General features: G+C 54.9%; 25 protein-coding genes and 2 pseudogenes. 14 read left to right on the top strand and 13 right to left on the bottom strand.

Annotated elements, in window-relative coordinates; all coding sequences use genetic code 11:
• Position 1: 1 nt before the first annotated feature.
• Complete coding sequence (locus tag E0E17_RS02485; RefSeq protein ID WP_130831209.1) at positions 2-241, bottom strand: redoxin NrdH; 240 nt, start codon at positions 239-241, stop codon at positions 2-4.
• Between the two features lie 320 nt (positions 242-561).
• A complete protein-coding gene (locus E0E17_RS02480; protein WP_130831207.1) occupies positions 562-864 on the bottom strand; it encodes a DUF883 family protein in 303 nt (100 codons plus the stop codon).
• A gap of 153 nt (positions 865-1,017) precedes the next feature.
• On the opposite strand from E0E17_RS02480, the gene E0E17_RS02475 reads away from it, so the two are divergent.
• Together E0E17_RS02475 and E0E17_RS02470 are read left to right on the top strand one after the other, a co-directional pair.
• Positions 1,018-1,353, top strand: a complete 336-nt coding sequence (locus E0E17_RS02475) for a DUF2002 family protein (RefSeq protein WP_130831205.1) — start codon at positions 1,018-1,020, stop codon at positions 1,351-1,353.
• Positions 1,354-1,574: 221 nt separating this feature from the next.
• Positions 1,575-1,997 (top strand): putative periplasmic lipoprotein, encoded by a 423-nt coding sequence (locus tag E0E17_RS02470; protein ID WP_130831203.1) that lies wholly within the window; start codon positions 1,575-1,577, stop codon positions 1,995-1,997.
• 35 nt (positions 1,998-2,032) lie between these two features.
• Here the strand turns inward: E0E17_RS02470 and speG are convergent, their stop codons facing one another.
• Positions 2,033-2,578: a spermidine N1-acetyltransferase gene (gene speG, locus E0E17_RS02465; RefSeq protein WP_130835440.1), complete on the bottom strand. Its 546-nt coding sequence runs from the start codon at positions 2,576-2,578 to the stop codon at positions 2,033-2,035.
• Positions 2,579-2,842: 264 nt separating this feature from the next.
• On the opposite strand from speG, the gene E0E17_RS02460 reads away from it, so the two are divergent.
• From E0E17_RS02460 to E0E17_RS02450, 3 genes are read left to right on the top strand one after another with little or no spacing between them, the layout of a single operon-like run.
• Positions 2,843-3,781 (top strand): ABC transporter substrate-binding protein, encoded by a 939-nt coding sequence (locus E0E17_RS02460; protein ID WP_237680812.1) that lies wholly within the window; start codon positions 2,843-2,845, stop codon positions 3,779-3,781.
• 15 nt (positions 3,782-3,796) lie between these two features.
• A complete protein-coding gene (locus E0E17_RS02455; protein ID WP_237680811.1) occupies positions 3,797-4,642 on the top strand; it encodes an ABC transporter permease in 846 nt (281 codons plus the stop codon).
• Positions 4,642-5,427, top strand: a complete 786-nt coding sequence (locus tag E0E17_RS02450) for an ABC transporter ATP-binding protein (RefSeq protein WP_130835438.1) — start codon at positions 4,642-4,644, stop codon at positions 5,425-5,427. Before E0E17_RS02455 ends, E0E17_RS02450 begins: the two co-directional genes overlap by 1 nt.
• Here the strand turns inward: E0E17_RS02450 and E0E17_RS02445 are convergent.
• From E0E17_RS02445 to E0E17_RS02425, 5 genes are read right to left on the bottom strand one after another with little or no spacing between them, the layout of a single operon-like run.
• Positions 5,424-6,101, bottom strand: a complete 678-nt coding sequence (locus E0E17_RS02445) for an ABC transporter ATP-binding protein (protein WP_130831199.1) — start codon at positions 6,099-6,101, stop codon at positions 5,424-5,426. The two genes, E0E17_RS02450 and E0E17_RS02445, sit on opposite strands and share 4 nt — an antisense overlap.
• The gene (locus E0E17_RS02440) at positions 6,094-6,927 is read right to left on the bottom strand and encodes an ABC transporter ATP-binding protein (RefSeq protein ID WP_130831197.1); all 834 of its coding nucleotides are present in this window, start codon (positions 6,925-6,927) and stop codon (positions 6,094-6,096) included. The genes E0E17_RS02445 and E0E17_RS02440 overlap by 8 nt, the downstream gene beginning before the upstream one ends.
• Entirely contained in the window at positions 6,917-7,774 is an 858-nt protein-coding gene (locus E0E17_RS02435) for an ABC transporter permease (protein WP_130831195.1), read from the bottom strand. Before E0E17_RS02435 ends, E0E17_RS02440 begins: the two co-directional genes overlap by 11 nt.
• Positions 7,771-8,823, bottom strand: coding sequence for an ABC transporter permease (locus E0E17_RS02430; protein WP_130831193.1), 1,053 nt, complete (start codon positions 8,821-8,823; stop codon positions 7,771-7,773). Before E0E17_RS02430 ends, E0E17_RS02435 begins: the two co-directional genes overlap by 4 nt.
• Complete coding sequence (locus E0E17_RS02425) at positions 8,820-10,388, bottom strand: ABC transporter substrate-binding protein (protein WP_130831191.1); 1,569 nt, start codon at positions 10,386-10,388, stop codon at positions 8,820-8,822. The genes E0E17_RS02430 and E0E17_RS02425 overlap by 4 nt, the downstream gene beginning before the upstream one ends.
• A 269-nt stretch (positions 10,389-10,657) precedes the next feature.
• Between E0E17_RS02425 and E0E17_RS02420 the strand changes: the two genes are divergently transcribed.
• The 8 genes from E0E17_RS02420 (at position 10,658) to E0E17_RS02385 (ending at position 18,089) form a co-directional block, all read left to right on the top strand.
• The gene (locus E0E17_RS02420; protein WP_130831189.1) at positions 10,658-10,855 is read left to right on the top strand and encodes a hypothetical protein; all 198 of its coding nucleotides are present in this window, start codon (positions 10,658-10,660) and stop codon (positions 10,853-10,855) included.
• Position 10,856: 1 nt separating this feature from the next.
• Entirely contained in the window at positions 10,857-11,621 is a 765-nt protein-coding gene (locus tag E0E17_RS02415) for a hypothetical protein (protein WP_130831187.1), read from the top strand.
• Positions 11,622-12,044: 423 nt separating this feature from the next.
• Complete coding sequence (gene ddpX, locus E0E17_RS02410; RefSeq protein ID WP_130831185.1) at positions 12,045-12,629, top strand: D-alanyl-D-alanine dipeptidase; 585 nt, start codon at positions 12,045-12,047, stop codon at positions 12,627-12,629.
• Positions 12,630-12,682: 53 nt separating this feature from the next.
• Positions 12,683-14,188: an ABC transporter substrate-binding protein gene (locus E0E17_RS02405; protein WP_165446251.1), complete on the top strand. Its 1,506-nt coding sequence runs from the start codon at positions 12,683-12,685 to the stop codon at positions 14,186-14,188.
• 57 nt (positions 14,189-14,245) lie between these two features.
• Positions 14,246-15,265 carry an ABC transporter permease gene (locus E0E17_RS02400; RefSeq protein WP_130831181.1) on the top strand — a complete coding sequence of 340 codons (1,020 nt, stop codon included), beginning with the start codon at positions 14,246-14,248 and terminating at the stop codon, positions 15,263-15,265.
• Between the two features lies 1 nt (position 15,266).
• Positions 15,267-16,163 (top strand): D,D-dipeptide ABC transporter permease, encoded by an 897-nt coding sequence (ddpC, locus tag E0E17_RS02395; RefSeq protein WP_130831179.1) that lies wholly within the window; start codon positions 15,267-15,269, stop codon positions 16,161-16,163.
• Complete coding sequence (locus E0E17_RS02390; protein WP_130831177.1) at positions 16,160-17,146, top strand: ABC transporter ATP-binding protein; 987 nt, start codon at positions 16,160-16,162, stop codon at positions 17,144-17,146. The genes ddpC and E0E17_RS02390 overlap by 4 nt, the downstream gene beginning before the upstream one ends.
• A complete protein-coding gene (locus E0E17_RS02385; protein WP_130831175.1) occupies positions 17,139-18,089 on the top strand; it encodes an oligopeptide/dipeptide ABC transporter ATP-binding protein in 951 nt (316 codons plus the stop codon). Before E0E17_RS02390 ends, E0E17_RS02385 begins: the two co-directional genes overlap by 8 nt.
• A 59-nt stretch (positions 18,090-18,148) precedes the next feature.
• On the opposite strand, the gene E0E17_RS02380 is transcribed toward E0E17_RS02385, so the two are convergent.
• Complete coding sequence (locus E0E17_RS02380) at positions 18,149-19,003, bottom strand: PA4780 family RIO1-like protein kinase (protein ID WP_130831173.1); 855 nt, start codon at positions 19,001-19,003, stop codon at positions 18,149-18,151.
• 294 nt (positions 19,004-19,297) lie between these two features.
• Positions 19,298-19,384, bottom strand: a pseudogene (locus E0E17_RS02375) (integrase arm-type DNA-binding domain-containing protein); the annotation flags it as partial.
• Positions 19,385-20,205: 821 nt separating this feature from the next.
• On the opposite strand from E0E17_RS02375, the gene E0E17_RS02370 reads away from it, so the two are divergent.
• Positions 20,206-21,270, top strand: coding sequence for a mechanosensitive ion channel family protein (locus tag E0E17_RS02370; RefSeq protein ID WP_130831170.1), 1,065 nt, complete (start codon positions 20,206-20,208; stop codon positions 21,268-21,270).
• A gap of 175 nt (positions 21,271-21,445) precedes the next feature.
• Here the strand turns inward: E0E17_RS02370 and E0E17_RS02365 are convergent.
• From E0E17_RS02365 to E0E17_RS02355, 3 genes and pseudogenes are all read right to left on the bottom strand, one after another.
• Positions 21,446-22,933 (bottom strand): annotated as a pseudogene (locus tag E0E17_RS02365) (DNA primase family protein); the annotation flags it as partial.
• A gap of 255 nt (positions 22,934-23,188) precedes the next feature.
• The gene (locus E0E17_RS02360; protein WP_130831168.1) at positions 23,189-24,208 is read right to left on the bottom strand and encodes a hypothetical protein; all 1,020 of its coding nucleotides are present in this window, start codon (positions 24,206-24,208) and stop codon (positions 23,189-23,191) included.
• Positions 24,205-25,233 (bottom strand): site-specific integrase, encoded by a 1,029-nt coding sequence (locus E0E17_RS02355; protein WP_130831166.1) that lies wholly within the window; start codon positions 25,231-25,233, stop codon positions 24,205-24,207. Before E0E17_RS02355 ends, E0E17_RS02360 begins: the two co-directional genes overlap by 4 nt.
• Between the last annotated feature and the right edge of the window lie 2 nt (positions 25,234-25,235).

The following is a 25,235-nucleotide window of genomic DNA, read 5'->3' as shown; positions in this document are numbered from 1 at the left end:
CTTATCCTCCCGCCGCCAGCTGGCGCAGGCTGGCAATCTTATCGGGACGGAATCCGCTCCAGTGCTCATCCTCCGCCATGACCACCGGCACCTGGCGATAGCCCAGCGCTTTCAGATGATCGATAGCCTCCGGTTCGCTATCCAGATTAATCAGCTGATAGGCGATGCCGTGACGGTCCATGGCGTTTTTCGTGGCGTTACACTGGACACAGTTATCTTTGGTGTAAATAATAATGCGCATGATTCGTATTTACCTTTGGTGGTGCGGCAAGATTGTCCGTTATGCAGCATTGCCCTGAAATTCCTGGCGCTGCGCCTGCCCACATTATGTGTAGTGTTGATGAGGTAAATACTAGATGTGGTATTTCTGGAATTCAAGCGCACAAGATATAGGGATTTCAGCTGATAAAATCACCAGTCTCGCGCCAGCGCACGGTTCATCAGCCCTGGCGGAGATCAGGGAGTTTTGTAAAGATGGAAAAAGCAGCAGGTAAGGGGAGGGTTAGTGCAAAAAGTGATAAAAAACCCCGTTGAGCACGAGGCCTGACAGCGGCGGGAGAGTTAGCGACGCGAAATCAGCAGAGCACCCAGCACAATGCCGACTGCAGCACCGATACCGGCCACCTGCCAGGGTTTTTCTTTCACGTAAGCGCCCACTTTTATGCTGGCATCGCGCGCCAGCGAATTGCCCGGCAGTCTCGATTTTGTCTGCTGTAACAGCTTTCCGGCATTGGCCCGCGCCTTTTGGCTCTCATCCTGCGCACCGCTGGCGAGGGTTTTCAGCAGGGCTTCCAGCGAATCTGTCAGTTCATTAACATCATGTTGCAGATCAATGTCATCGTTTTTGTGCGCTCGATTAAACATTTTTCGCTTCCTTTTATTTTTAAACGTAATACTTAGTGTAGTTAAGGCAAACCGAAACGCGGCGGCTGCCGGGGCTTTGAGGAAAATTCCGAATGTGCCAGCCAGCGCGCTGTTGTAAGGTTGCGGGGCTTTAGAAGACTGAGAGGATCGAGCATGTATTTACGACCGGATGAGGTAGCACGCGTACTGGAAAATGCGGGTTTCGAAATGGATGCCATTACGCCGAAAACCTACGGCTATCGTCGTGGGGAGAATTATGTCTACGTCAACCGTGAGGCACGTCTGGGGCGTACAGCGCTGGTGATCCACCCGACGCTGAAAGAGAAAAGCCTGCATTTTGCGGAACCCGCGTCAGAGATGAAAACCTGCGATCACTACACGCAGTTTCCTCTTTATCTGGCGGGGGATTCACAGGAACACTACGGTATTCCCCACGGCTTCAGCTCGCGCATTGCGCTCGAGCGCTATCTGCACAGCCTGTTTGGTTAGTTTTGTCCGCCCCGTTTGTTGCGGGGCCCCATCTTTTGCGTCATCACCTGTTTTTCCTCTCACGCCAGACGCTGGGGCACTCATCCCGTGCGCAGCGCCACCTGACTCTTGTCAACCGCAATAAGGCGGTGAAAAGCGGCGATCATAGCGCGATTAAGGCGGATGAAAAGGACGGGCAGGCAGTTTAGACTACCCGCTCTGACCCTTACGCGGATCCTTCGATGAAAAAGCCTGTACTGGCCCTGATGGCCATGATGATGCTCAGCGGCTGCGCCACTATTGTTGGCAGCGAAAGCCAGGCGGTGCGCATCGACTCCCTGCCGCCAGGGGCGCGTTTTACCGTGCAGGATGAGAACGGCCGGGCCGTGGCGGAAGGCTATACGCCGCAAACGGTCGAGCTGCGTAAATCCACCGGTCGCTATTTTGGCAAAAAACAGTATCAGGTGATGCTGGAGAGCCCGGGGTACGTGCCGGTCACGCTGCCACTGGAAGAAAAAGCCAACCTCTGGTATCTGCTGGGTAATATTCCGCTCGGCGGTTTTCCCGGCTGGCTGCTGGTCGACCCTTTCTATGGCGGCATGTATAACATCGAACCGGCGCATCCGAAACCGCACCTTAACCCGGTAGGCGCACGCGGCGGCTGATCGATACGGGTCGAGCGGTCTATCTTTTCTGCCAGCTACTGGGCGGTGGGTTTTACCATGCCGCCTACCGTTTTGTATTTCTCCAGGTACTGATGCTGGAAAATGCACATGCGGATGGTGTTGCGATATTCGCCGTTGATAAAGAATTCGTGCTTTAGTACACCCTCGATCTCAAAGCCCAGCTTGCTGTAGATGTGGATCGCTTTCTCGTTTTCCTGATCGACGATCAGGTAGAGTTTGTAGAGATTCAGCACCGAAAAGCCATACTCCATCGCCAGCTTGGCCGCCTGACTCGCCAGTCCTTTTCCCTGATGCGCCGGATCGATAATGATCTGAAACTCGGCGCGACGATGTACATGATTGATCTCGACCAGTTCCACCAGCCCCGCTTTCTGGCCATTATGCTCTACCACGAAGCGCCGCTCGCTCTGGTCGTGAATATGTTTGTTATACAGGTCGGAAAGCTCGACAAAGGCCTCATAAGGTTCTTCAAACCAGTAGCGCATAACGCTGGCGTTATTATCCAGCTGATGTACAAAGTGCAGATCCTCGCGCTCCAGCGGACGCAGTTTTACCGTCATCATTACTCCTTTTACCGCAACGTATCGTCAATCAGGCTTTTAGCATAATGCGCCCCTGATGCACCAGTCTGGCGAATTGCCCGTTTGCAATGCTCGCTGTTAGTGCAGGAGAGGCGGGCCGGGTTCGCTTGCGTAGCGTCACACCTTTTATCCGCACATCTGGCACAGCCATTGCTTAGCTTGTATAGATAAGCCTATACAACCGAGATGTTTTTTCTCACCTTCTGGCAGGAGTAAAAGATGGGTAAGCAGCGAATCAAGCAAATGGCTGGTGTGTTGACCATGGTGGCGGCGCTGAGCGCGGCCTGTACTGTCCAGGCGGCGGAGACGAAGCTCGCCATCGGCATCTCCGGCTGGACCGGTTTTGCCCCCCTGACCCTGGCGGATAAGGCGGGCATTTTTAAAAAACATGGTCTGGATGTGGATGTCAAAATGATCCCGCAGAGCAGTCGCCATCTGGCAATCGCTTCCGGGAGCGTGCAATGTGCCGCGACCACAGTAGAAACCTGGCTCTCCTGGAGCGCCGCTGGCGTCGCAGGCAGACAAATCGTGCAGCTGGACAAATCCTACGGTGCTGATGGTCTGGCGGTGCGGGCCAATATCACCAGCATTAAAGATCTCAAAGGAAAAACCATCGGGGTGGATGCACCCGGCACTTCGCCTTATTTCGCGCTTGCCTGGATGCTCGGGAAAAACGGCATGACGATGAAGGATGTCAGGCTGGCGACCCTCTCGCCGCAGGCCGCCGCTCATGCCTTTACCGCCGGACGCAATGATGCCGCCATGAGCTATGAGCCCTACCTCTCCACCATCCGTAACCAGCCGCAGGCGGGAAAAATTATCGCCACCACGCTCGATTATCCGATGGTGATGGATACGCTGGGTTGCACTCCCGCCTTCCTCGACGCCAATCCGCAGGCGGCGAAGGCGCTGGTAGAGAGCTATTTTGATGCGCTGGATATGATTCGTCAGCAGCCGGATGAGGCTTACGAAATCATGGGGGCGGCGGTGAAATCGAGCGGTAAGGCCTTTGCCGAATCCGCCAGCTACCTGCGCTGGCAGGGCCGGGAAGAGAATAAAAAATTCTTCAGCGGTGAGATTGAAACCTTCAGCGAAGAGGCTGGCAAAGTATTAATCGCAGCCGGTGTTATCCGCACCATGCCGGATATCAAAAGCCTGTATGACGCCAGTTTTGTGCAATAAGGAGCGAGAATGGAGATGAGTAAACGCCAGCCAGCATCCCCTCCGGCAGCGCTGCCGGAGGCGCCGGTACGCTGGCAGAACCCCCTGATGGTGCCGCTGAAAGGGATCTCCGTCGGCTTACGCATTGGTCTTGGCGTCGCCTTCTTTGTGCTGTTTTTTGCGCTCTGGGCGCTGGTGACGCTGGGCGGCATGGTGTCGCCCACGTTTCTGGCCGATCCCCTGACCATGATGAAAGAGGGCGTTGCGCTTTTCCGCGACTATGACTTTGCCACCGATATCGGCATGACGGTGATGCGCGTGCTGTCCGGCTTCCTGCTGGCGGCTCTTATCGGCGTGCCGCTGGGCATTATGATGGGGGCCTACAAGATCTGGGAGGCGTTTCTCGAACCTTTTGTCTCCTTTTGCCGCTATCTTCCCGCTTCCGCCTTTGTCCCGCTGTTGATTCTCTGGGCGGGCATTGGTGAAATGCAGAAGATACTGGTGATCTTTATCGGCTCTTTTTTCCAAATCGTCCTGATGGTGGCGGTGACAGTCAGCAGCGCGCGGCGCGATCTGGTGGAGGCGGCCTTTACGCTCGGCTGCAATAACCGTTCCATCGTGTGGCGTGTGTTGATTCCGGGCGCGGCACCGGGCATTGCCGAGCTGCTGCGTCTGGTGCTCGGCTGGGCCTGGACCTATGTCATCGTGGCGGAACTGATCGGCTCGGAAAGCGGCATTGGTCATATGATCGTGGACAGCCAGGCGCTGCTGAATACCGGGCAAATCATTTTCGGCATTATTGTGATCGGTGTCATCGGCCTGATTTCCGACTATCTGTTCAAGGTCGCCAACCGGCGGCTGTTTGCATGGAGTAACCTGTGATGAAGCAGAGCAAGCTGAATGTGCGCGGCGTGGAGCGGGTATTTATCGGGCCGGGAGGCGAGCAGACGCAGGCGCTGCAGCCGATTCATTATCAGGTGGAGGAGAATGACTTTATTACTATTCTGGGCCCCTCCGGCTGCGGCAAATCGACGCTGCTACGCATTATCGCCGGGCTGGATACGCCTACACGCGGCGAAGTGTGGCTGGACGGCGTAGCGGTAGAGGGACCAGGAGCCGATCGCGGCATGGTGTTTCAGAGCTATACGCTGTTTCCCTGGCTGACGGTAGAGGAGAACATCCGTTTCGGCCTGCGCGAGCGCGGCCTCAGCGCCGCCCGGCAGAAAGCGCGCAGCGACTATTACATCCATCAGGTAGGGCTGGATGGTTTTAAGCAGCACTACCCGCGCCAGCTCTCCGGCGGCATGCAGCAACGTACCGCCATCGCCCGCGCGCTGGCGAACGATCCCAAAGTGCTGCTGATGGATGAGCCTTTCGGCGCGCTCGATAACCAGACGCGGGTTATGATGCAGGAGTTGCTGCTGGCGGTATGGGAACAGTCGCGTAAAACCGTGCTGTTCGTTACCCATGACATTGATGAAGCGATTTTTATGGCTAACAAGGTGGCGATTTTCAGCGCCCGGCCAGGGCGCATCAAGCAGGAGGTACCGGTCAACTTTAATCTGGCGCGTGATTACACCATTAAAACCTCGCCGGAGTTTATGGCGCTGAAGGCGGAAATCACCGAATCGATCCGCAGTGAGACGCTACAGACCATGGCGCATTAAGCCTCTGTCCGCCCGACAATGCGTCCCTGATCCATGCGTGCCGCGCGATCGCACATATGATCGATAACGTCGGCGTCGTGACTTACCAGTACCATCGTTAATCCGTCTTCCCGTTTCAGATCGTTTAGCAAGTTGAGGATCTCCGCCTGAACTGACATATCAAGGGCGGAGGTCGGCTCATCCAGCAACAGGATCTTTGGCTGCAGCAGCAGCGCCCGCACAATCGCCGCGCGCTGGCGCTGACCGCCGGAAAGCTGGTGGGGATAACGATCCGCCAGCGCGGGATCCAGCCCGACATGGCGAAACGCCTCATCAATATGCGGGTCGATCTGCGGCTGCTTCAGTAACTTCAGCGGTTCCGCCAGCGTGCGGCGCACCCGGTGGCGCGGATGCAGCGAAGCGAAGGGATCCTGAAACACCATCTGCACATCGCGCCGTAGCGCGCCGGTGAAGGGCTTGCCGGCGACAACCGGCGTGCCCGCCAGCGTCATGCTGCCCTGCCAGTGGGGATTCAGGCCAGCCAGCACCCAGAGTAGCGATGACTTGCCGCAGCCGGAAGGGCCCACCAGGCCAAAGCACTCACCGGCACGGACCGATAGCGAAACGTCATGGACCACGGTGCGCAGTTCGTACCCCTGCTTATGGGCGACGCTGAGGTGGCTTAATTCAATCACGGTCAGCCTCCAGCGCAGCCCGATCCAGTACCGGCAACGGCTGGCCCCGGGTGGCCTTACCGGGGCGGCAGGCCCACAGGGTGCGGGTATAGGGATGGGTCGCCTGCGACAGCGCGGCGGCAGGCAGCCTGTCGAGCAGACGGCCTTTATACATCACCAGCACCTGCTCGCAATGCTCCGCCACCTGCTGCAGATCGTGACTGATCAGCAACAGCCCCATGTTGCGCACTTCCACCAGATGACGGATCAGCGCCAGCACCTGATCGCGCATGGCGTGATCAAGGGCGGAAGTCGGCTCATCGGCAATAAGCACATCGGGATCGGCGATCAAGGCGATCGCCAGCATCACCCGCTGTCCCATCCCGCCGGAGAGCTGATGAGGGTAGTGCTGCATCAGCTGCTGCGGATGTGGCAGACCCACGGCGTTCAGCATCTCACAGACCTTTTCCCGGCGTTCGGCGCGGCTCAGCTTGTGGTGTAACAACAGCGGCTCCTCCACCTGCCAGCCAATAGTGCGGGCCGGGTTAAGGGCATATTTGGGATCCTGCATCACCATGGCAATACGATTGCCGCGCAGCTGACTCCAGGCCGCCTCCGACATGGTCAGCGCATCGGCACCAGCCACCTGCAGGCGTTGCGCCTGCAGGTGTAGCGCAGGGGCCAGCAAGCCCATCAGCGCGCGGGCGGTAAGGGATTTGCCGGAGCCGGATTCTCCCACCAGCGCCACACGCTGGCGGTCAACCGAAAAGCTTATGTTATCCACCAGCAGCGCACTGTCGCTGCGAATGCTCAGCCCCTCGGCAACAAGTAACGGGTTAGTTTGCATGGCGGGTATCCAGTCGATCACGCAGGCCGTCGCCTGTCAGGTTAAAAGCCAGGCTGGCGAACAGAATCGCGCCGCCGGGAGCCGCCGCCACCCACCACTGGTCAAAAATCACCTTACTGCCTTCAGCCACCATGGAGCCCCATTCGGCGGTCGGCGGCTGAATCCCCATGCCGAGAAAACCCAGCCCGGCGGCAGAGAGAATAATACCGCCGAGGCTCAGCGCCGCGCGCACCACCGCCGTGGGCAGGCAGAGGGGCAGAATATGGCCAAACATCAGGCGCAGGCCGGTAATGCCCTGCATACGCGCCGCCGCCAGATAATCACTGCGCCGCAGCGCCAGCGTCTCTGCCCGTGCCTGGCGGGCAAAGGGCGGCCAGCTGGTCAGCGCCAGGGCCAGCGCTCCGTTCAGCAGACCCGGGCCGAGTATCGCTACCAGCGCCAGCGCAATCACCAGGCTGGGCAGCGAGAGAAAAATATCGGTGACGCGCATCAGCAGCCGCTCGATCCAGCCCCCCAGATAACCGGCCGCAATGCCCACCAGCAGCCCCACCGGAATCGTCAGCAGCAGGATCAGCGATACCAGCAGCAGCGTCGGGCGCGCGCCATAAATCACGCGCGACAGCAGATCACGGCCAAAGCCGTCAGTGCCGAACCAGTGCAGTGCCGAGGGCGGCAGCAAACGGCTCGCCATGGTTTGCGCGTTGGGATCGTAAGGCGCCAGCCACGGGGCAAACAGCGCCATAGCCATCAGGATCGTCACCAGCGTCAGGCCAGTGACCAGCGAGGTGACGCGACGGCGGCGTCGCCGTGGTCGCACGCTTTCCAGTTCAGAGAGTTGTTGCGTCATCGGGTTCTCGGATCGGTTAACCAGGTTAAGGCATCCGCTATGGCATTCAACAGAATAAAGCAGCTGCCAATCAGCAACGTGGCGCCGAGAATGGCGGGGACGTCGGCGGAGAACAGGGCATTGGTCATGTAGCGTCCCACGCCCGGCCAGGCAAATACGGTTTCGGTCAGCACCGATCCCTCCAGCAGCGTCGCGTAGGAAAGGGCGATGACGGTGATCAACGTACCCAGCACGTTGGGAAAGATATGGCGCAGCAGAATGCGCCCGCGGCTTGCGCCTTTGGCCCGCGCCAGAATAACGTATTCTTTGCTGCTCTCTTCCAGCAGCGCCGCGCGCAGCAGGCGCGTAATGCCCGCCATGGCCAGCAGCCCCAGGATCACCACTGGCAACCAGAGGTGAGCAATGGCGTTGCGCAGCATTTCCGGCTCCCCGGACAGCCAGCTGTCGATCAGCACAAAGCCCGTTTTCGGCTCCAGCGTATAGACCCAGATATCATCCAGCCGCCCCGGTCCGGCTGACCAGTGCAGCACCGCATAAAACAGCAGCAGGCCAAGCAGGCCGAGCCAGAACACCGGCACCGAATAGCCCAGCAGGGAGATCAGGCGCACCAGGTTATCCACCAGGCTGCCCGGCTTCCAGGCCGCCAGCAGCGCCAGCGGGACGCCAAAGAGCACGGCAAACAGCATCGCGCAGGTCGCCAGTTCAAGAGTGGCAGGGAAGGTACGCAGCAAATCGCCGCTGACCGCCTGGTTGGTCAGGCGCGAAACGCCCAGATCGCCGCGCGCCAGATGCTCGAGATAGTGCCAGAACTGCATCAGTACCGGCTGATCGAGGCCGAGATCATGGCGCACCTGGGCATAGGTAGCGGCGCTGGCGTGATCCCCGGCGATCTGCTGGACCGGATCCACCGGCGACAGTTGAGACAGCATAAAGGTAAACGCCAGCAGGCCGAGCAACGTGATCAGCAGAGAAAGCAGGGTGGTACCCAGCCGTCCGGCGCGCCGCCAGATCGGCCGGCGAACCCGGGCCTCAGAGGTGGAGTCCGTCATTCTTTGCTGACCTGAGCGTAATAAACCATGTCCGGATTGATGCCCTGGACATAACCCTGCAGGTTATCGCGCAGTGCGATCAGGTTACGCGCCTGCAGGCCAATGACGTAGGGCGAGTTTTTCAGCACTTCACGCTGGAGCTCTTCATACATCGCCATGCGTTTCTGGTTATCGCTTTCTGCGGTGGCCGCCAGCACTTGTTTATTCAGCTCCGGTGTATGCCAGTTAGAGCGCCACGCCAGGGTGGTGCTGCCATCTTCCGGGTTCCAGGCAAAGGTAGAGGCGTTGGTATTGGGATCGAAATAGTCCGCGCCCCAGGCGTTCAGGTGCGCCTGATATTTGTGTGCCTTCACGCTGGCGGAGACTTCTGAACTGAGTCCCGGCTGCAGTTCCACTTTCACCCCGCCGCGGGCAAAGCTCGCCTGCAGAGCCTGCGCAATATCAAGATAGGGTGGCTGGTTGCTGGTCGAGAGGGTAAAGCTGACGTTTGTCAGACCCGCCTGTTGCAGAATCGCTTTGGCCTTTTCCGGATCGTACTGATAAGGGGTTTCATCCAGCGCGCCGGGGAAGCCCTTCGGCAGAAATGTCTGATGCACATCGAACTGACCTTTCAGCAGGTCGTGGGCAATGCCCTGATAATCAAATAAGTAGCGTGCCGCTTGCCACAGCGCCGGATTTTTCAGTACCGGGTTGGCGTCGATATTGAACTGGATGTAATAGAGCGAAGCCATGGGAATCGCGGCGGTCTTTACCCCGGCTTTACCCTGCAACGCGGCAATCTGATCGGCACCGAGGTTGCGGGCAATATCGGCATCCCCCTGTTCCAGCAGCAGACGGCGGGCAGCAGGGTCCGGCACATTCTTGATCAGAATGTTTTTCAGCGTCGGCGCGCCGCCCGGCGAAGCGGGATTTGCGGTCAGCAGCAGCACCTCGTGCAGTATCACCTTACGAATCTGGTAAGGGCCGCTGCCCGCCGAATGTGTGGCCAGCCACTGGCTGCCCAGATCATCTTTTTGCGCGTTTGCCATCACGGTTTTTTCATCCACAATCGAGGAGACCGGCGCGGAGAGCAGGCTGAGCACAAAGGTGGGGCTGAGGTTAGCGTTCCAGCTAATCTGAACATGATTCTCATCGACTTTTTTCAGAAAGCTGTCGACGTTATCTTTATTCCAGCCCAGCTGGGTCAGGATAAATGAGGGATCAAGATTCAGTTTCACCACGCGCGCCAGCGAGAAAATCACATCTTCCGGACGCAGCGGATTGCCGGAGGCGAACTTCGCGTCACTCCGTAAGGTAAAGGTCAGGCTGCGGTTATCGCTGCCTGCCGTCCAGGCGCTGGCCAGCGTTGGCTTCAGATCGATCGGATTCTGCGGGTCGGATTGCACCAGGCGCTGATAGATATTGGTGAAGGCCTGCATGGTGGTCAGCTCAAAGCCTTTCGCCGGATCGAAACTGTCCGCATCATCCATCGACTGGGCGATCACCAGCGTATCTTTTGGCGTCGCCGCATGGGCAGAGAACGCCGCCAGCGAGAGAGCCAGCAGGGCAGGAACGAATTTTCTCATGATATTTCCTTGCCTTAAATTATGTCGCGAATTTATGAACGAGAATGAATTAAGCGTAGTCCAATTCCGAAAGTGAATCGGCGGAAAGAAGGGCGCTATCTTTACCCTGAGACTGGCTGATGCCCGGCGTAAACCCGCCCCGGTTGCAGGCAGGCGGCTGTGGGCAGGGGGGAACGCTGCGGCAGAAAAAGGCGGGGAAAAGCGGCGTTAATGGCGTTTCTGTCCCAAAATCTTTGACTCTCGTCCAGACTACAGACAGGAGGTTTTCTATGAAAAATTTAATCTGTTCGTTGTTTGCCGCCCCGGAACGATTTATGAGCATTATCAGTCGCAGCGATATTCAGGATGCGCTGGACGACGATGAGCGGGTAATTATCGATGAAGATGGTAATGCCATCGTTAACATTCGCCATCCGGAAGTGCAGGAAGATTTTGCCCGTCACGTCGCTACTCTGAGGGGTAAATAGCATGGCAACGGCCATCTTTATGGTGCTGATGGTATGCGGTTACTGGTATGCCAGCCGTGACCTTTCTACACGTCTGAAATATAAGCGCACCTTCGGCTGGGACGTCTATTTTCTGGTAGCGCTGTACGGCTGTATTTTCGTGCTGCAGGGTGTAATTGCTACCGGGCTGCTCTGGTGCCTGCTGCTGTTGTTATCCACTACCATGAACGCACTGCAGGCCAGTGGGGGCGAGTATCACCATTATCAGATCGATTTTATGACCGGCAGTTTTCTCGGCGTGCAGGCGCCGGTGATGACCATGCTGCTGTTCACCGTGCTGATCTGTCTCTACCGCTCAAACTGGGCCAAAAGCGCCCGACTGGCCGGCGCGGAGCGGCGTGAGCTGTATAAATACCTGACGCGGGCGAATGGCATTGAGGGTCTGCTCTATCAGTGTATGGAACAGGGGGAGCTGGCGTGGTTAACGCTGAAATCGCAGCGTATCTATATCGGCATGATTCAGACCGCCAGCTTTGACGGCAGCGGCACCAGCAACGTGGTGATTATTCCCATGCTGAGCGGCTATCGTGATGAAAACACGCTCGATCTGCAGGTGGAGCACAACTACAGTGCCTGGTATTACGATCACAATATCTCGCTCACTTCGGAAGAGGTGACTGCGCTCGCCTTCCGCAAGGTGATCATGCTCGATCAGATTGAGAGCCTCTCGCTGTTCGATCCCGCCAGCGAACTGGCGATGCCGTTAAGCCGGGGCGAAAAGCGTTAGCCCTGGCCTCTTTTTGCCCTGTCTGTGAGCATGAGCAAGTGTTCAGTGCCTGATATCTTGTTCCTGCTCTCATTTCTCGCTTTCTCTTTACGCTATCTTCTGGAGACGCCTTTGTTCAGCGTCGCACTTCTGTAAGGCATGTACCGGAAATCTCGCACTTTTATTGCGCGTGTCCCGATGTAAATCATCCTCTGGCTTCCCCTGATACGCCGGAATTGCTGCCACCACAGCAACCCGGAACCGTCAGGAATATGGCACGTATCGTGCTTGGTTAACCTGCTCTCGTAAAATGCGTTTGTTGCTGTCGGATATCTATATGTGCGCGCTGAGCCCGTTGACTGATAAGAAAAACCGACACCGGCTTTTTTGCACCCTTACAAGCATTTGCTCACGTTAAACGTTATTTATACAGGGATTATCAGCATGAAACAGGAAACCGCTCTGGTTGATCTCGCTGCGACCTTTCCGCAGCTGCGTATCGATTTAAAGTATGCCAGCGCAGATAACATTACCGGTCAGCCTATTTATAGTGAAGCGCGCTGCCTGCTGCACCCCGAGGCGGCTCGGGCACTGGAAAAAAGTATCAACATCGCCCGGCTGGCGGGATTGACGCTGCTGGTGCTGGATGCCTACCGGCCACAAAAAGCGCAGGAACTGTTATGGAACGCCTGCCCCAATCAGGATTATGTGGTGCCGCTGGCGCTGGGCTCTAACCACAGCCGCGGCACGGCGATTGACGTCACGCTGATCGATGCGCAGGGCGCCATTCTGGATATGGGCACCGGCTTTGATGAGATGAATGTACGGTCGCACCCCTATCATCCTGAGGTGCCTCAGGCCGCCCAGCGCAACCGCCTGCTGCTGAACGCCATTATGTCTGGCGGTGGCTTTAGCGGCATTGCCACCGAATGGTGGCATTTCGAGTTACCGGATGCCGCTGGCTATCCGCTCCTTGATGATGTTTTTCCCTGTCTCTCCCCGGTCCCTGTTAATGGAGCCTCATCGTGAAAATAACATTTACCGCATCTGCACCTTTTCGCCCCCTTTTGCTTGCGCTGGCAATGGCGGTGGCAGCAACACCTGCGTTTTCCGCCGTGCCGAAAGATATGCTGGTGATTGGCAAAGCGGCCGATCCACAGACGCTGGATCCGGCGGTGACTATCGATAACAATGACTGGACCGTGACCTATCCCGCCTATCAACGTCTGGTGAAATACAAAACCGAGAACGGCAAAGGGGCCACGGATGTGGAGGGTGATCTGGCAGAAAGCTGGCAAGCCTCGGAAGATGGCAAAGTCTGGACCTTTAAGCTGCGTCAGGATGCCGTTTTCTCTGATGGGACGGCCGTCAATGCCGAGGCGGTCAAACTGTCGTTCGAACGCCTGATGCGCATCAAACAGGGACCTTCCGAGGCGTTTCCTTCCGGATTAAAGGTCGAGGTGGTGGAACCGTACAGCGTGCGCTTCACCCTGGGGGAGTCGTTTGCTCCTTTCCTGTTTACACTGGCGAACGATGGCGCTTCGATTATCAACCCCACGGTGCTGAAGCAGCATGCGGCTGACGACGCGCGCGGCTATCTCGCCACAAATACCGCCGGCTCCGGCGCCTATATGCTGCAGCGCTGGCAAAAGGGACAGCAGCTGGTGCTGGTGCCGAACCCGCATTACAAAGGCGCAAAACCCGCGTTTAAACGGGTTGCCGTTAAAATTATTGGTGAAAGCTCGGCACGTCGCCTGCAGTTAACCAAAGGCGATCTGGATATTGCCGACTCCCTGCCCATCGACCAGTTTGCGGCACTCAAAAAAGAAAACAACGTTAGGGTACTGGATTATCCGGCGCTGCGCGTGACCTATCTCTATCTGAATAACAGCAAAGCGCCGCTGAATCAGCCCGCCTTGCGCCAGGCCATCTCCTGGGCCACTGATTATCAGGGCATGGTGAACGGCATTCTTGGCGGAAACGGCAAACAGATGCGCGGCCCGATTCCGGAAGGAATGTGGGGCTACGATGCGCAGGCGATGCAATATTCGCTGGATATGAATAAAGCCAAAGCGGCGCTGGATAAGGTGGCGGATAAACCCAAAACTCTCTCGTTCCTCTATTCCGACAACGATCCCAACTGGGAGCCGGTAGCCCTGTCAACGCAGGCCAATTTGCAGGCGCTGGGCATTAACGTCAAACTGGAAAAACTGGCTAACGCCACCATGCGTGAACGGGTAGGCAAAGGGGATTATGACATTGCGATCGGCAACTGGAGTCCCGATTTCGCGGATCCCTATATGTTTATGAACTACTGGTTTGAGTCGGATAAAAAGGGGCTGCCAGGCAACCGCTCTTTCTACAGTAACCCCGAGGTGGATACGCTGCTGAAAAAAGCAGTTTCCACCACCGATCAGGCCGAACGTACGCGGGATTATCAGACGGCGCAGAAAATCGTGATTGATGAAGCCGCATACGTTTACCTGTACCAGAAAAACTATCAGGTCGCGATGAATAAAGAGGTTAAGGGCTTTATCTTTAACCCGATGCTGGAGCAGATTTTCAATATTTCAGAGATGCATAAATAACTATCGGTTCACGCCTGTTAATGCAGGGCCAGCGCTGGCCCTGCAGAGGACGTTCTTATGAATTTCTGGAGCCTGATCAGACAACGTTGCTGGGGACTGCTGTTAGTGGTCGCCGGCGTCTGTGTTATCACTTTTATTATCTCACATCTGATCCCTGGCGATCCGGCACTGCTGCTGGCTGGCGACCGGGCCAGTGAAGAGATCGTGCAGCATATTCGTCAGCAACTGGGGCTCGATCTGCCGCTGTGGCAACAGTTTATTCGTTACCTGAGCGCGCTGTTTCATGGCGATCTGGGCACCTCGATCCGCACAGGCCGTCCGGTACTGGAGGATCTGCGCAACTTTTTTCCGGCCACGCTGGAACTGGCGTGCTGTGCGCTGCTTATCGCCTTGCTGGTGGGCGTACCGCTGGGCGTGCTTTCCGCCGTGTACCGTAACCGCTGGCTTGATCATCTGGTACGACTGCTGGCGCTGACGGGCATCTCTACGCCTGCCTTCTGGCTGGGGCTGGGTGTTATCGTGCTGTTTTACGGCAAGCTGAACCTGCTGCCCGGCAGCGGCAGGCTGGATGACTGGTTTGATCCCCCCGCCCGCGTCACTGGCTTTTTCCTGATTGATTCGCTGCTGAGCGGCGATCTGGATCTGTTTTTCAATGCGGTGCAGCACCTGATTCTGCCTGCAGCGACGCTGGCGTTTGTCCATCTCGGCATTGTTGCCCGCCAGATCCGTTCCGCCATGCTGGAGCAGCTGAGTGAAGATTACATCCGCACTGCGCTGGCGAGCGGGCTGACCCGCTTCACCATTATTGTGCGCTATGCGCTGCCCAACGCCCTGATCCCCTCGGTTACCGTGTTAGGTCTGGCACTGGGCGATCTGCTGTATGGCGCGGTGCTCACTGAAACCGTGTTTGCCTGGCCCGGCATGGGCGCCTATGTCGTCGCCTCCATCCAGGCGCTCGATTTCCCGGCCGTGATGGGCTTTGCGATTGTGGTTTCGTTCGCTTATGTGCTGGTCAACCTGGTTGTCGACCTGTTGTATCTGTGGATAGACCCGCGCGTGGGTCGGGGAGAAAAATAAGATGATGACGACACAGCCACAGCCTGCGATAGCACCCCCGACGCCCGCTACGCTGGCCTGGAAACGCCGTTTCTGGCTGCTGCGCAAGAGCCCGCTGACTCTGCTCGGGGCAGCGATTATTCTGCTGATAATAGGCATGATGCTGTTTTCACCCTGGCTGGCGCCGCAGGATCCCAATGCCATCGATCTTACTGCCAGACTGCAGCCGCCCTCCGCTGCCCACTGGTTTGGCACTGATGAGGTGGGACGCGATCTGTTCAGCCGCGTGATTATCGGCAGCCAGCAGTCGGTGGCGGCCGGGCTGGCGGTGGTGTTTCTGTCCGGCACAATCGGCTCGCTGCTGGGCTGCCTTTCCGGCGTGCTGGGCGGACGCAGCGATGCGCTGATTATGCGTCTGATGGATATTATGCTCTCTATTCCGTCACTGGTGCTGACCATGGCGCTGGCCGCCGCGCTCGGACCCAGCCTGTTTAACGCCATGCTGGCGATCGCCATCGTGCGCATCCCTTTCTACGTCCGGCTGGCTCGCGGTCAGACGCTGATTGTGCGTCAGCACAGCTTTGTTGAAGCCTCGCGCACCTTTGGGGCCTCCCGCTGGCATCTTATCAGCTGGCATATTTTGCGTAACGCGCTGCCTCCGCTGGTGGTTCAGGCTTCGCTGGATATCGGCAGCGCCATTCTGATGGCGGCAACGCTGGGTTTTATCGGCCTTGGCGCACAACAGCCGACGGCAGAATGGGGAGCGATGGTCGCCAACGGACGCAACTATGTGCTTGATCACTGGTGGTACTGTACCTTTCCGGGCGCGGCGATCCTGATTACGGCGGTGGGCTTTAATCTGTTTGGCGACGGGATTCAGGATCTGCTGGACCCGAAAAGCGGAGGGCGTAACGGATGAAAAACCGTGTGTTAACCATTGAAAATCTGCGCCTGAGTTTTCCGCTGTTCCGGAGTGAAGTCAGGGTGCTTAATGATATCTCCCTGCACATCGACAGCGGCGAGATTGTGGGCGTGGTCGGAGAGTCCGGCTCCGGCAAATCTGTCATGGCGATGCTTGCCATGCGCCTGATCCCCCAGGGCAGTTATCGTATCCACAGCGGACGCGTTACGCTGCTGGGAAATGAGGTGCTGAACGCTGACGAAAAGAGGATGCGCCAGCTGCGCGGCAGTAAAGTGGCGATGATTTTTCAGGAGCCGATGACCGCGCTGAACCCGACACGACGCATCGGCAAACAGATGATGGATGTGATACGGCAGCATCGTCCGCTCTCTGCCAGAGAGGCGCGCGCACGGGCGCTGGAACTGCTGAGTGATATGCAGATCGCTGATGCGGCGCGTGTGCTGGAACGTTATCCCTTTGAGCTTTCCGGTGGTATGCGCCAGCGGGTGATGATCGCGCTGGCATTTTCCTGCGATCCGGAACTGCTGATTGCCGACGAACCCACCACTGCGCTGGATGTGACGGTACAGCGCCAGGTGCTGCGCCTGCTGAAGCAGAAAGCCCGCGCCACCGGCACCGCCGTGCTGTTTATCAGCCATGATATGGCCGTGGTATCGCAGGTATGCGATCGCATGTATGTCATGTATGCCGGCGCGGTGATTGAAAGCGGCACGACCGACAGCGTCTTGCACCGGCCAAACCATCCCTACACCCTGGGGCTGCTCAACTGCGCGCCAGAGGCGAGCGAACGCCGGGCGCTGCTGCCTTCTATTCCGGGCACGGTGCCCAATCTGGCGAATCTGCCCGGCGGATGCGTTTTCCGCGAACGCTGTTTCGCTGCCGGTGAAGCCTGCGCTAAAGCGCCGCCGTTGCGGCCTGCGGGCGTAGCTGAGCAGAGGGTCGCATGCTGGTATCCGCAACAGGAGAAGGCCCATGTCTGAGCCACTGCTTGAACTGACCGACGTTCATGTTCATTTTCCGGCACGCACCAACTGGCGCGGCAAGGTAACGGAGCGCGTCCATGCGTTAAACGGTATCGATCTGGCGGTAGAACGCGGCGAAACGCTGGGCATTGTGGGCGAATCCGGCTGCGGCAAAAGCACGCTGGCGCGTCTGCTGATCAATATGCTGAAACCGACCTCGGGTCAGTATAAATGGGGGAACGCGGCGGACAGGCGCAAAGGACAGGGCATGCAGATGGTGTTTCAGGATCCGCTTTCCTCGCTGGATCCGCGACTGCCGGTGTGGCGGACGATAACGGAACCTGTCTGGATACAGTCCCATCCTGGCGAGAAGGCGCGTCGTCAGCTTGCCGAACAGCTGGCGGTACAGGTGGGCATCCGGCCCGAGTATCTGGATCGCCTGCCGCACGCGTTTTCTGGCGGGCAGCGGCAGCGTATTGCCATTGCGCGCGCGCTGTCAGCGCAACCCGAAATTATGATCCTTGATGAGCCGACGTCGGCGCTGGATATTTCCGTGCAGGCTCAGATCCTGAACCTGCTGGTGGAACTGCAGAAGCAGCAGCATCTGACTTATATCCTGATTTCCCATAATGTTGCGGTGGTGCGTCATATGAGTGACCGCGTCGCCGTGATGTATCTCGGCCAGGTGGTGGAGGTGGGGGAGGCCAGAGAGGTGCTTGATACGCCCGCGCATCCCTATACGCAGCTGTTGATGGAGTCGGTGCCGCGCATCGGTGCGCCTCTGGACGGCGCACCACAAAATACCGAACTGCCGGGTAACCGGCATCTTCCCGCTGGCTGCTATTTCCGCGATCGTTGTCCTTATGCGGCAGCCGGGTGCGAACAGCCGCAGTCACTGCGCAGGCTGGAGAATGGGCGTTCGGTACGCTGCTGGAAAGCGGAGAATCTGTTGAGGCAGTAATGCCTGCCCGGACTGTTAATCTCCCGCGAAGGGGGATGGCGCGGCAACGGTTTCCTGGATTAATCCTCTTCGCGTGCTTTGACTGCCCGCTGACGCGCGTAGAATTCATCTTCGGCGGCAATAATTTCATCCATCAGGGAATCCATATCCACCTTGTGAGCCTGTTCCACGAAGTTGCCTGTGAGCGGGCTTTCTGGCGTTAATTTCCCGTCTTCATAGAGCTGCCAGATTTCCTGCGCATAACGGGTTGGCAGTAATTGCGGGGCGAACTGACCGTAGTAGGCGGTGATGTTATTAACGTCACGCACAAACATCGACTCAGCATGGTTGTTGGCGGCAGCGTCGACCGCTTGCGGTAAGTCGATAATGACCGGACCGTTGGCATCGAGCAAGACGTTAAACTCGGATAAGTCGCCATGCACAAGACCTGCACACAACATGCGTACGATATTGCGGATCATGGTATGGAAATCAGCAACGGCGTTCTCTTCCGACAGCGTGACATCGCTGAGGCGTGGCGCCACCATACCTTCGGCATCAGTGACCAGTTCCATCAGTAACACACCGTCAATGCAGATATAAGGCTGTGGTACGCGCACCCCGGCGTTGGCAAGACGGAATAACGCGTCGACCTCCGCCGTTTGCCAGGACTCTTCTTGCTGCTTACGGCCAAATTTTGAGCCTTTTTGCATCGCCCGGGCATTACGCGTATTACGGACTTTACGTCCTTCCTGATATTGCACGGCCTGTTTGAAGCTGCGCTGCGTTGCTTCTTTGTACACCTTGGCACACTGAATCTGGTCACCGCATAACACGGTATAGACGTCAGCTTCTTTGCCGCTTTTTAGCCGCTGAAGGACTTCGTCTATCAGGCCATCATCGACGAGAGGTTGGAGTCGGTTTGGAATTTTCATGCGACTTTATACCTTATTTCCACGGTTTTTCGTATCACTAACACCACTAACGAAGCAGGAAAAATCTGGCAGGATTTTAGTACGCGAGGTGGGGGATGATTGAGAGAGCGTCAGATTTCTTCAGCCGGGCACAGTTGTTCTCTTCCGGCTGGGTGAGATTGGGTGTTTTGCTGGCCTGAGCCGGAACGCTATTATTACAGCCACAAAAAAGCCCGCAGGGCTTGCGCCGTGCGAGCTTTCAGGACTTCATCTGATGACTCTGGTAATCATCGATGGAGAATTTTTGTGGCTGGTGTCACCATCATACTGCTGGTAATCGGCATCTTTTGGTTTGGCGGCTTTGATTTCCGTATCGGTTAACGGCTTGGTTTTTCTTGCCATGGTGAGTCTCCATGCGTTTAGGCCCAACGAAAAAAATAGAGCTTTTCGTTGGGCCTATCAATGGGCCTAAAAGGTTCGGATTTAATTAGTTGGCTTCAGACTTCGCGGGACAAATTGAAGGCACAAAAAAGCCCGCAGGGCTTGTGCCATGCGGGCTCTTAGGACTTCATCGGATGACTCTGGTAATCACCGATGGAGAATTTTGGGCTGGCGGAGTCTGAATAGTGTCATCAACCCCATGTAAAATAGATCTTTTATCTAATTCAACTTTGTTCTGTGTACCTAAACGTGTACCAATTATGGGATCTCATACTCCGGAGCGGCTCCGCCTGAATAACGGATGCTCGACGCTAAATCCAAACAAAATGATTTTAAGAAAAGTGTTCATACTGTTCACTTTTGATTTTTTTCTTTACATTCATGGTGTTCAGTAGTGATCGGTTTGAGGGGAAATGTACACTAGTATGCACTAAGGGGAATCACCTTTGTTGAGAAGATAGAAAACTGGCAAAAGCCGGTATGCGTGAGGTGACGTTATCAGACGCTGCATGCTGGCAATGGTCAGCTCTGTGCCAGCAGCGGTCGTTGACGCTTTGAAAAAGCAGAAGCGGTGAACAGAAGAAATCTTGAGCTCATCGCACCCAGAAAGCGTTTACCAGAAATTGCCAGATATTTTTATGTCCTGACGAGGCCGGTTTATCATATCTTTCATATAATAATGCGCGTGAATCAGGCAATCTGCAGATAATCTGGAAGAGAAGGGTGCTGATTTTTTAACTGATCTGACAACCCAGGGTGTTGGTTGAATATAAGGGGAAATAATGCCTTTGTTATTTGGTGATTTATCTGGCGCTCCATCATGGGTGCCTGCTGTATTGCTCGTCACTCTCTCACTCGCAGTGGGTTTTCTAACGCGATTTATACTTCTCCGATTCATCCGTTACTGGCAGAGTCGTGACAGAAAGCTATTCAAATCACTTGAAAAGCACCTTCGTGGATCAATGTTTCTTTTCATTCCCTTACTGTTAATAAATTTAGGGATTAATTATGTCAACGTCCAGCCGGAATCTCTTAGCTTTATTATAACAGCAGTTAATATATTTATTATATTATCATTTTGCTCAGTCCTGATTCGATTAATCAATGTTGCTCAGGATATGCTTTTTATCCGCTATGACATTAATATTTCGAACAATCTTCGCGCCCGAAAAATTCGCACGCAGATAATGTATGTTAAAAAGGTCGCTATTGTCGTACTCGTAACGCTCTGTCTTTCTCTGATTCTACTCAGTTTCCCTGGCGTGCGAAAATTTGGCACAACAATACTGGCAGGTGCCGGGGTTGCCGGAATAATAATTGGATTTGCTCTTCAGAAGTCGCTTGTCAACTTGTTCGCCGGAATTCAGATAGCCTTTACGCAACCGATAAAAATCGATGATGCTGTCGTGGTTGAAAAAGAATGGGGTTGGATTGAGGAGATAAACCTGACTTATGTTGTGGTGCGTCTCTGGGACCTGCGCCGACTAGTCTTGCCTATTACTTACTTTACAGAAAATCCGTTCCAAAACTGGACGCGTAGCAATGCACAAATTTTAGGCTCTGTTTTTCTTTACCTTGATTATTCCATGCCCTTAGATCCTCTCCGCAAGCACTTTGAAAAAGTTCTCAGCGAAACAAAACTCTGGGATCAACAAACTCAGGTGCTTCAGGTTACCGATGCCAATGACAAAACCATGACTATCAGATTGTTGATGACGGCGCAGAACTCCCCCATGGCCTGGGATTTACGCTGTCACGTGCGGGAAAAAATGATTGAGTTTATTCAGCAAAATTATCCTCAGAGTCTTCCTCATGTGAGGGCTACACTGACCAGTTCCGATGCCTGATAATCTGAGAGTTCAGTCATTAAACGCTACAGGGCGGAACGTACAGAAACTGTAAGCATGCCGCACCAGCCTCAGGACAGCCGCACTTTCGCTCACAGCTGACCTTGGCTGATGTTAGTAATTGCATCAAATATAAAAAAACCGGCCTAAGCCGGTTTGTGTGCTGTTGAGATGATCAGGTGCTACATGTGGGCAACCAATCTGCCTCGCTGTCTTCATGTAGCGTGAGGTTTGTCTGAACGCCGTTATTCGTCCGGCGCTTGAGCAGCACGCGCTCGTACTCCTTTAGGGTCTGCGGCACCGCCTGGCCGAAAGCCGTCAGGCTGAGCGGATGCTGATGGCCGCGCGATTCCATAAATGACAGATAGGCGTGATACAGATAGCGCTTCGGGTTTATGGGCCGGATGTTCGCGTTCCCCATAAACAGCCCGTTCGGGGTGCTCAGCGACATCAGGTAGCCGCAGAGATCCACCAGCGGGTCAGCCTGGCGCTTGATATCCAGCGCCTCGCCGGAGTTCTGCTGCGCCTGCAGCAGGTCGCGGGCCTCGTCCGGGGCCGCAAAGCGCAGCATCAGGTGGCGCACTATGACAGCCAGCTCGGTGCTGATTTTGTCCAGCAGTTGCGGGTCACGCTCTTTTGCCGGTATCACTTCCGGGAAGGTCAGGATCACCCGGCGACGGGGCACGCCGCCGCTGCGATCACTGAAACGCATCGGATTGTTGTTCACCGCCAGAATCACTGCCGGTATATGGGTTGAATAGGGATCGCGATACTTGGGATCGATAGCTACTGCATCGCCACCGGTAATCGCCTTGATGCCAGCCCCATCGCCGCTCCATTTCTCCTGATCGGGCATAATAATCAGCGAGAATCCAACCACGCTTGCACGTTCCCGTGATGATTCCAGCGTGTCGATGGTGGCTGACGTAGTGTTGTCTTTTCCGGCCAGCAGAGTGGCAATCGAGGCCATGACGCTTTTACCGCTGCCGCCGGGGCCGGTGACCTCAAGAAACATCTGCCAGTCGTAGCGGTTAGCCAGCACCATAAATAACGCCGCGAGGATACGCTCCTGCTTGTCGTGATTACGCCCGGCAGCCCGCGTCAGCCACTGCCAGAAAGACGGGGCGTATTCTTTGAGGTTTTCCCCCGGACGCGGGTCGGTATAGTCCACGCTGTTAACCGTGCGCAGCCAGTTCTCCCGGCGGTGCGGGCCAAAGGTGCCGGTCACGGTGTCAAAGACGCCGTTGCGAAAGCCAATCAGGCGGCGGGCCGGTTCGCCCGTCTGAGGCACCATGAGTTTCAGGGTGTCGAGCACGCTGCCGATACCGGCGGCCGAGAACGGGGCGCGCACCTTCTGAAACAGCGCGGCGAGTTCCCGGCGCAGCGTCTTCGCTTCCATAACCTGCCATGCGCCGTTTTCATAGCGGCAGATTTCCTCGCCCACCGGCGGTACGGCCAGTGCCTGACCGTAATGCTCCAGAAGCAGCTCCGCCTTTTCGCTGGCGCTCATGGCTTTCAGGTCGGTCTCGCTGACTGATTCAAACGGGCTGGGCTTCTGCGGCTGCGTAAAGGCAACAAGCTGCGCCTGTGTGGCGATATCCCCCTGCGCCTGCCAGACGTCATTCCAGTCGCCGGTCATCGGCGGCAGGGCTGCTTTCCCGCCTCAGGGATTACAGACACAAAAAAGCCCGCAGGGCTTGTGCCGTGCGGGCTTTCAGGACTTCATCGGATGAGTCTGGTAATCACCGATGGAGAATTTTGGTGGAGCTGGCGGGAGTTGAACCCGCGTCCGAAATTCCTACATAGTATTTTTACCATAAAGAAAATAGCTATTTAGATTTAAAAACAGTGCGTTATTTTTATCTAGTATTTGTCCTTTTTATTCGTTTTTAGTGTCCTGCCGCCAAATTGCCGCCACTTATTCGCCTTGATGAACTATAGGTAATATATCTTTAAAGATTAAATTATCTGGCTCGTAAGCATAATGGGATAAAAAATCTTGGCTATTAATATTACCTTGAAAAATAATTGGATTCTGATCAATTAGCATATAGAGAGATATCAATATGTCTCTTAAGCCTCGTAGCATTTCTTTGATTTCTCTTTCATCAGAAAATGACGTTGCTATTCCTAAATTTGTAATCGGGTTGAAAATCTCGAAATTGTTTGCTTCTCGTTCATAATTTACGCCTAGTTCTCTACACAAAAGTACCACTAAAGCTTCAATGTTCTCTAAATCGGATATACTAACTTGGTTTGGGTAAATTTCATTGTTTTTTATTATTATACATCCGATATTATCGTATGTATTTTCCAGTTTTTTGAGGAAGTTTCTATCGGCCTCACTGTTATATCCAGTAGAGATTGAAGATTTAGTGAATATTTTTTTATATAATGAATATGTATGATCTACTGATAATTCAACAACTCCTTTTTCGAAAGTAGTATTGTCACGACGTGAAAGAGTAAATGATGGCAGTGTTTTAAATATATCAGAATAATTCTTAAGGTGGGCGTAGTAGGCATCACTGCGGTTTTTCTCGGTCACTAAATCTATCTGTTTTTGTGTCTTTCGAATTTGATTCTCAGTTTGTATTGTTCTGTGAATGTTTACAACTATGGCTACGAATGGTATAGAAAGAGAAAGAAGAGCAATAGGTAACTTGCTTATTTCAATAAAGTTTTCAAATCCTGCGGCATCAAATTGAGGAGAGTGTCCAAGCCATGAGAATATACCAAAATATAATGATGAAATGACTGGTATTCTTATTGATTGTTTAAATAGATTTTGTTTTGTTAGCCTCTCTTCAGTCATTTCAAAATAATTATTTTTTTTGTTTTTCGTATATTCTATAAAGAGGTAAGTTAAGTACAAGGCTATAAGTATGATAGAGTTTTCTGGTTTTTTTATAAAAATAATTAATGATTCTTGAATCATGGTGAGGTCCATTTTAATTCATGTAAAGGGTTTTTTGTTACAGCATCCTCTAAATGATCAGGTGAAAAGTGCGCATAAATCATTGTCATTTTTATATCGGCATGCCCTAATATTTCTTTAAGAACAAGTATGTTTCCACCATTCATCATAAAGTGGCTGGCGAACGTATGGCGCAGCACGTGAGTACATTGACCCTCTGGCAACTCAATACCGGCCCGCTTTACTGCGCGTTCAAAGGCTTTTCTGCACGGCGTGAATAACCTACCTCTGTTTTTGGGGAGTTCGCCGTACAGTTCCTGAGTTATCGGCACGGTACGGTTTTTCTTGCCCTTGGTCTTTGTATAGGTGATCCGATATTTCGATAACTGATGGCCCTGCAGATTTTCAGCTTCACTCCATCGTGCGCCGGTAGCCAGGCATACCTTTGCGATCATCAACAGGCTGGGGCTTTGAGAGTCAGCGCAGGCATCCAATAGGCGCTTAATTTCTTCCAGCGTTAAGAACGCCAGTTCACTCTCTGCGATTTTGAATGTTGGTAGCCCGGCGAGCGGGTTGGGAGCTGGCCAATGCCCTAACTTTTTCAGGGTACCGAAAACAGAAGAAAGGTTACGCTGCTCAAGATTTACCGTTCGGGGCTTAACTGGTGGCATAAGTGCGCCATCTTCATTTCTGACTTCGCCTTTTAACCGGGCTTCGCGATATTTAGTGAAGTCACCTGCAGTTAACTCCGAGGCGATGGGATCGCCCAAGCCGTTACAGATAATGTTCAATTTCGCCATAAGGCGTTTGGGATCTGCGAGCGTCTGGCCGTAAAGCGAATACCACTGATCAATCACTTCTGAAAGGTGCCGCCGGTCTTCCTTCTCTCCCAACCAGGGCTTTTTATTCACTTCTTCCATAGTGAAGTTTTCGAACGCTATGGCTTCTCCTTTCGTCGCAAATTGCTTGCGCACACGCTTACCATTACGTCCATTTGGGTAACACTCACACAACCATTTTCCGTTTGGCTGTTTTCTGATAGACATAA

This window comes from [Erwinia] mediterraneensis (genome assembly GCF_900604315.1).
GTDB lineage: Bacteria > Pseudomonadota > Gammaproteobacteria > Enterobacterales > Enterobacteriaceae > Pantoea > Pantoea mediterraneensis_A.
This window is presented reverse-complemented; position numbering and strand designations above follow the sequence as displayed.

Excerpts from the sequence above, each read along its gene's own strand:
- E0E17_RS02420 (WP_130831189.1), top strand. The coding sequence starts at position 10,658 with ATGAAAAATTTAATCTGTTCGTTGTTTGCCGCCCCGGAACGATTTATG.
- E0E17_RS02455 (WP_237680811.1), top strand. The coding sequence starts at position 3,797 with ATGAGTAAACGCCAGCCAGCATCCCCTCCGGCAGCGCTGCCGGAGGCG.
- ddpX (WP_130831185.1), top strand. The coding sequence starts at position 12,045 with ATGAAACAGGAAACCGCTCTGGTTGATCTCGCTGCGACCTTTCCGCAG.
- E0E17_RS02450 (WP_130835438.1), top strand. The coding sequence starts at position 4,642 with ATGAAGCAGAGCAAGCTGAATGTGCGCGGCGTGGAGCGGGTATTTATC.
- E0E17_RS02440 (WP_130831197.1), bottom strand. The coding sequence starts at position 6,927 with ATGCAAACTAACCCGTTACTTGTTGCCGAGGGGCTGAGCATTCGCAGC.
- E0E17_RS02470 (WP_130831203.1), top strand. The coding sequence starts at position 1,575 with ATGAAAAAGCCTGTACTGGCCCTGATGGCCATGATGATGCTCAGCGGC.
- E0E17_RS02380 (WP_130831173.1), bottom strand. The coding sequence starts at position 19,003 with ATGAAAATTCCAAACCGACTCCAACCTCTCGTCGATGATGGCCTGATA.
- E0E17_RS02390 (WP_130831177.1), top strand. The coding sequence starts at position 16,160 with ATGAAAAACCGTGTGTTAACCATTGAAAATCTGCGCCTGAGTTTTCCG.
- E0E17_RS02355 (WP_130831166.1), bottom strand. The coding sequence starts at position 25,233 with ATGTCTATCAGAAAACAGCCAAACGGAAAATGGTTGTGTGAGTGTTAC.
- E0E17_RS02425 (WP_130831191.1), bottom strand. The coding sequence starts at position 10,388 with ATGAGAAAATTCGTTCCTGCCCTGCTGGCTCTCTCGCTGGCGGCGTTC.
- E0E17_RS02400 (WP_130831181.1), top strand. The coding sequence starts at position 14,246 with ATGAATTTCTGGAGCCTGATCAGACAACGTTGCTGGGGACTGCTGTTA.
- E0E17_RS02360 (WP_130831168.1), bottom strand. The coding sequence starts at position 24,208 with ATGATTCAAGAATCATTAATTATTTTTATAAAAAAACCAGAAAACTCT.
- E0E17_RS02370 (WP_130831170.1), top strand. The coding sequence starts at position 20,206 with ATGCCTTTGTTATTTGGTGATTTATCTGGCGCTCCATCATGGGTGCCT.
- E0E17_RS02415 (WP_130831187.1), top strand. The coding sequence starts at position 10,857 with ATGGCAACGGCCATCTTTATGGTGCTGATGGTATGCGGTTACTGGTAT.
- ddpC (WP_130831179.1), top strand. The coding sequence starts at position 15,267 with ATGATGACGACACAGCCACAGCCTGCGATAGCACCCCCGACGCCCGCT.
- E0E17_RS02435 (WP_130831195.1), bottom strand. The coding sequence starts at position 7,774 with ATGACGCAACAACTCTCTGAACTGGAAAGCGTGCGACCACGGCGACGC.
- E0E17_RS02430 (WP_130831193.1), bottom strand. The coding sequence starts at position 8,823 with ATGACGGACTCCACCTCTGAGGCCCGGGTTCGCCGGCCGATCTGGCGG.
- E0E17_RS02480 (WP_130831207.1), bottom strand. The coding sequence starts at position 864 with ATGTTTAATCGAGCGCACAAAAACGATGACATTGATCTGCAACATGAT.
- E0E17_RS02385 (WP_130831175.1), top strand. The coding sequence starts at position 17,139 with ATGTCTGAGCCACTGCTTGAACTGACCGACGTTCATGTTCATTTTCCG.
- E0E17_RS02485 (WP_130831209.1), bottom strand. The coding sequence starts at position 241 with ATGCGCATTATTATTTACACCAAAGATAACTGTGTCCAGTGTAACGCC.
- E0E17_RS02460 (WP_237680812.1), top strand. The coding sequence starts at position 2,843 with ATGGCTGGTGTGTTGACCATGGTGGCGGCGCTGAGCGCGGCCTGTACT.
- E0E17_RS02405 (WP_165446251.1), top strand. The coding sequence starts at position 12,683 with ATGGCGGTGGCAGCAACACCTGCGTTTTCCGCCGTGCCGAAAGATATG.
- E0E17_RS02475 (WP_130831205.1), top strand. The coding sequence starts at position 1,018 with ATGTATTTACGACCGGATGAGGTAGCACGCGTACTGGAAAATGCGGGT.
- speG (WP_130835440.1), bottom strand. The coding sequence starts at position 2,578 with ATGACGGTAAAACTGCGTCCGCTGGAGCGCGAGGATCTGCACTTTGTA.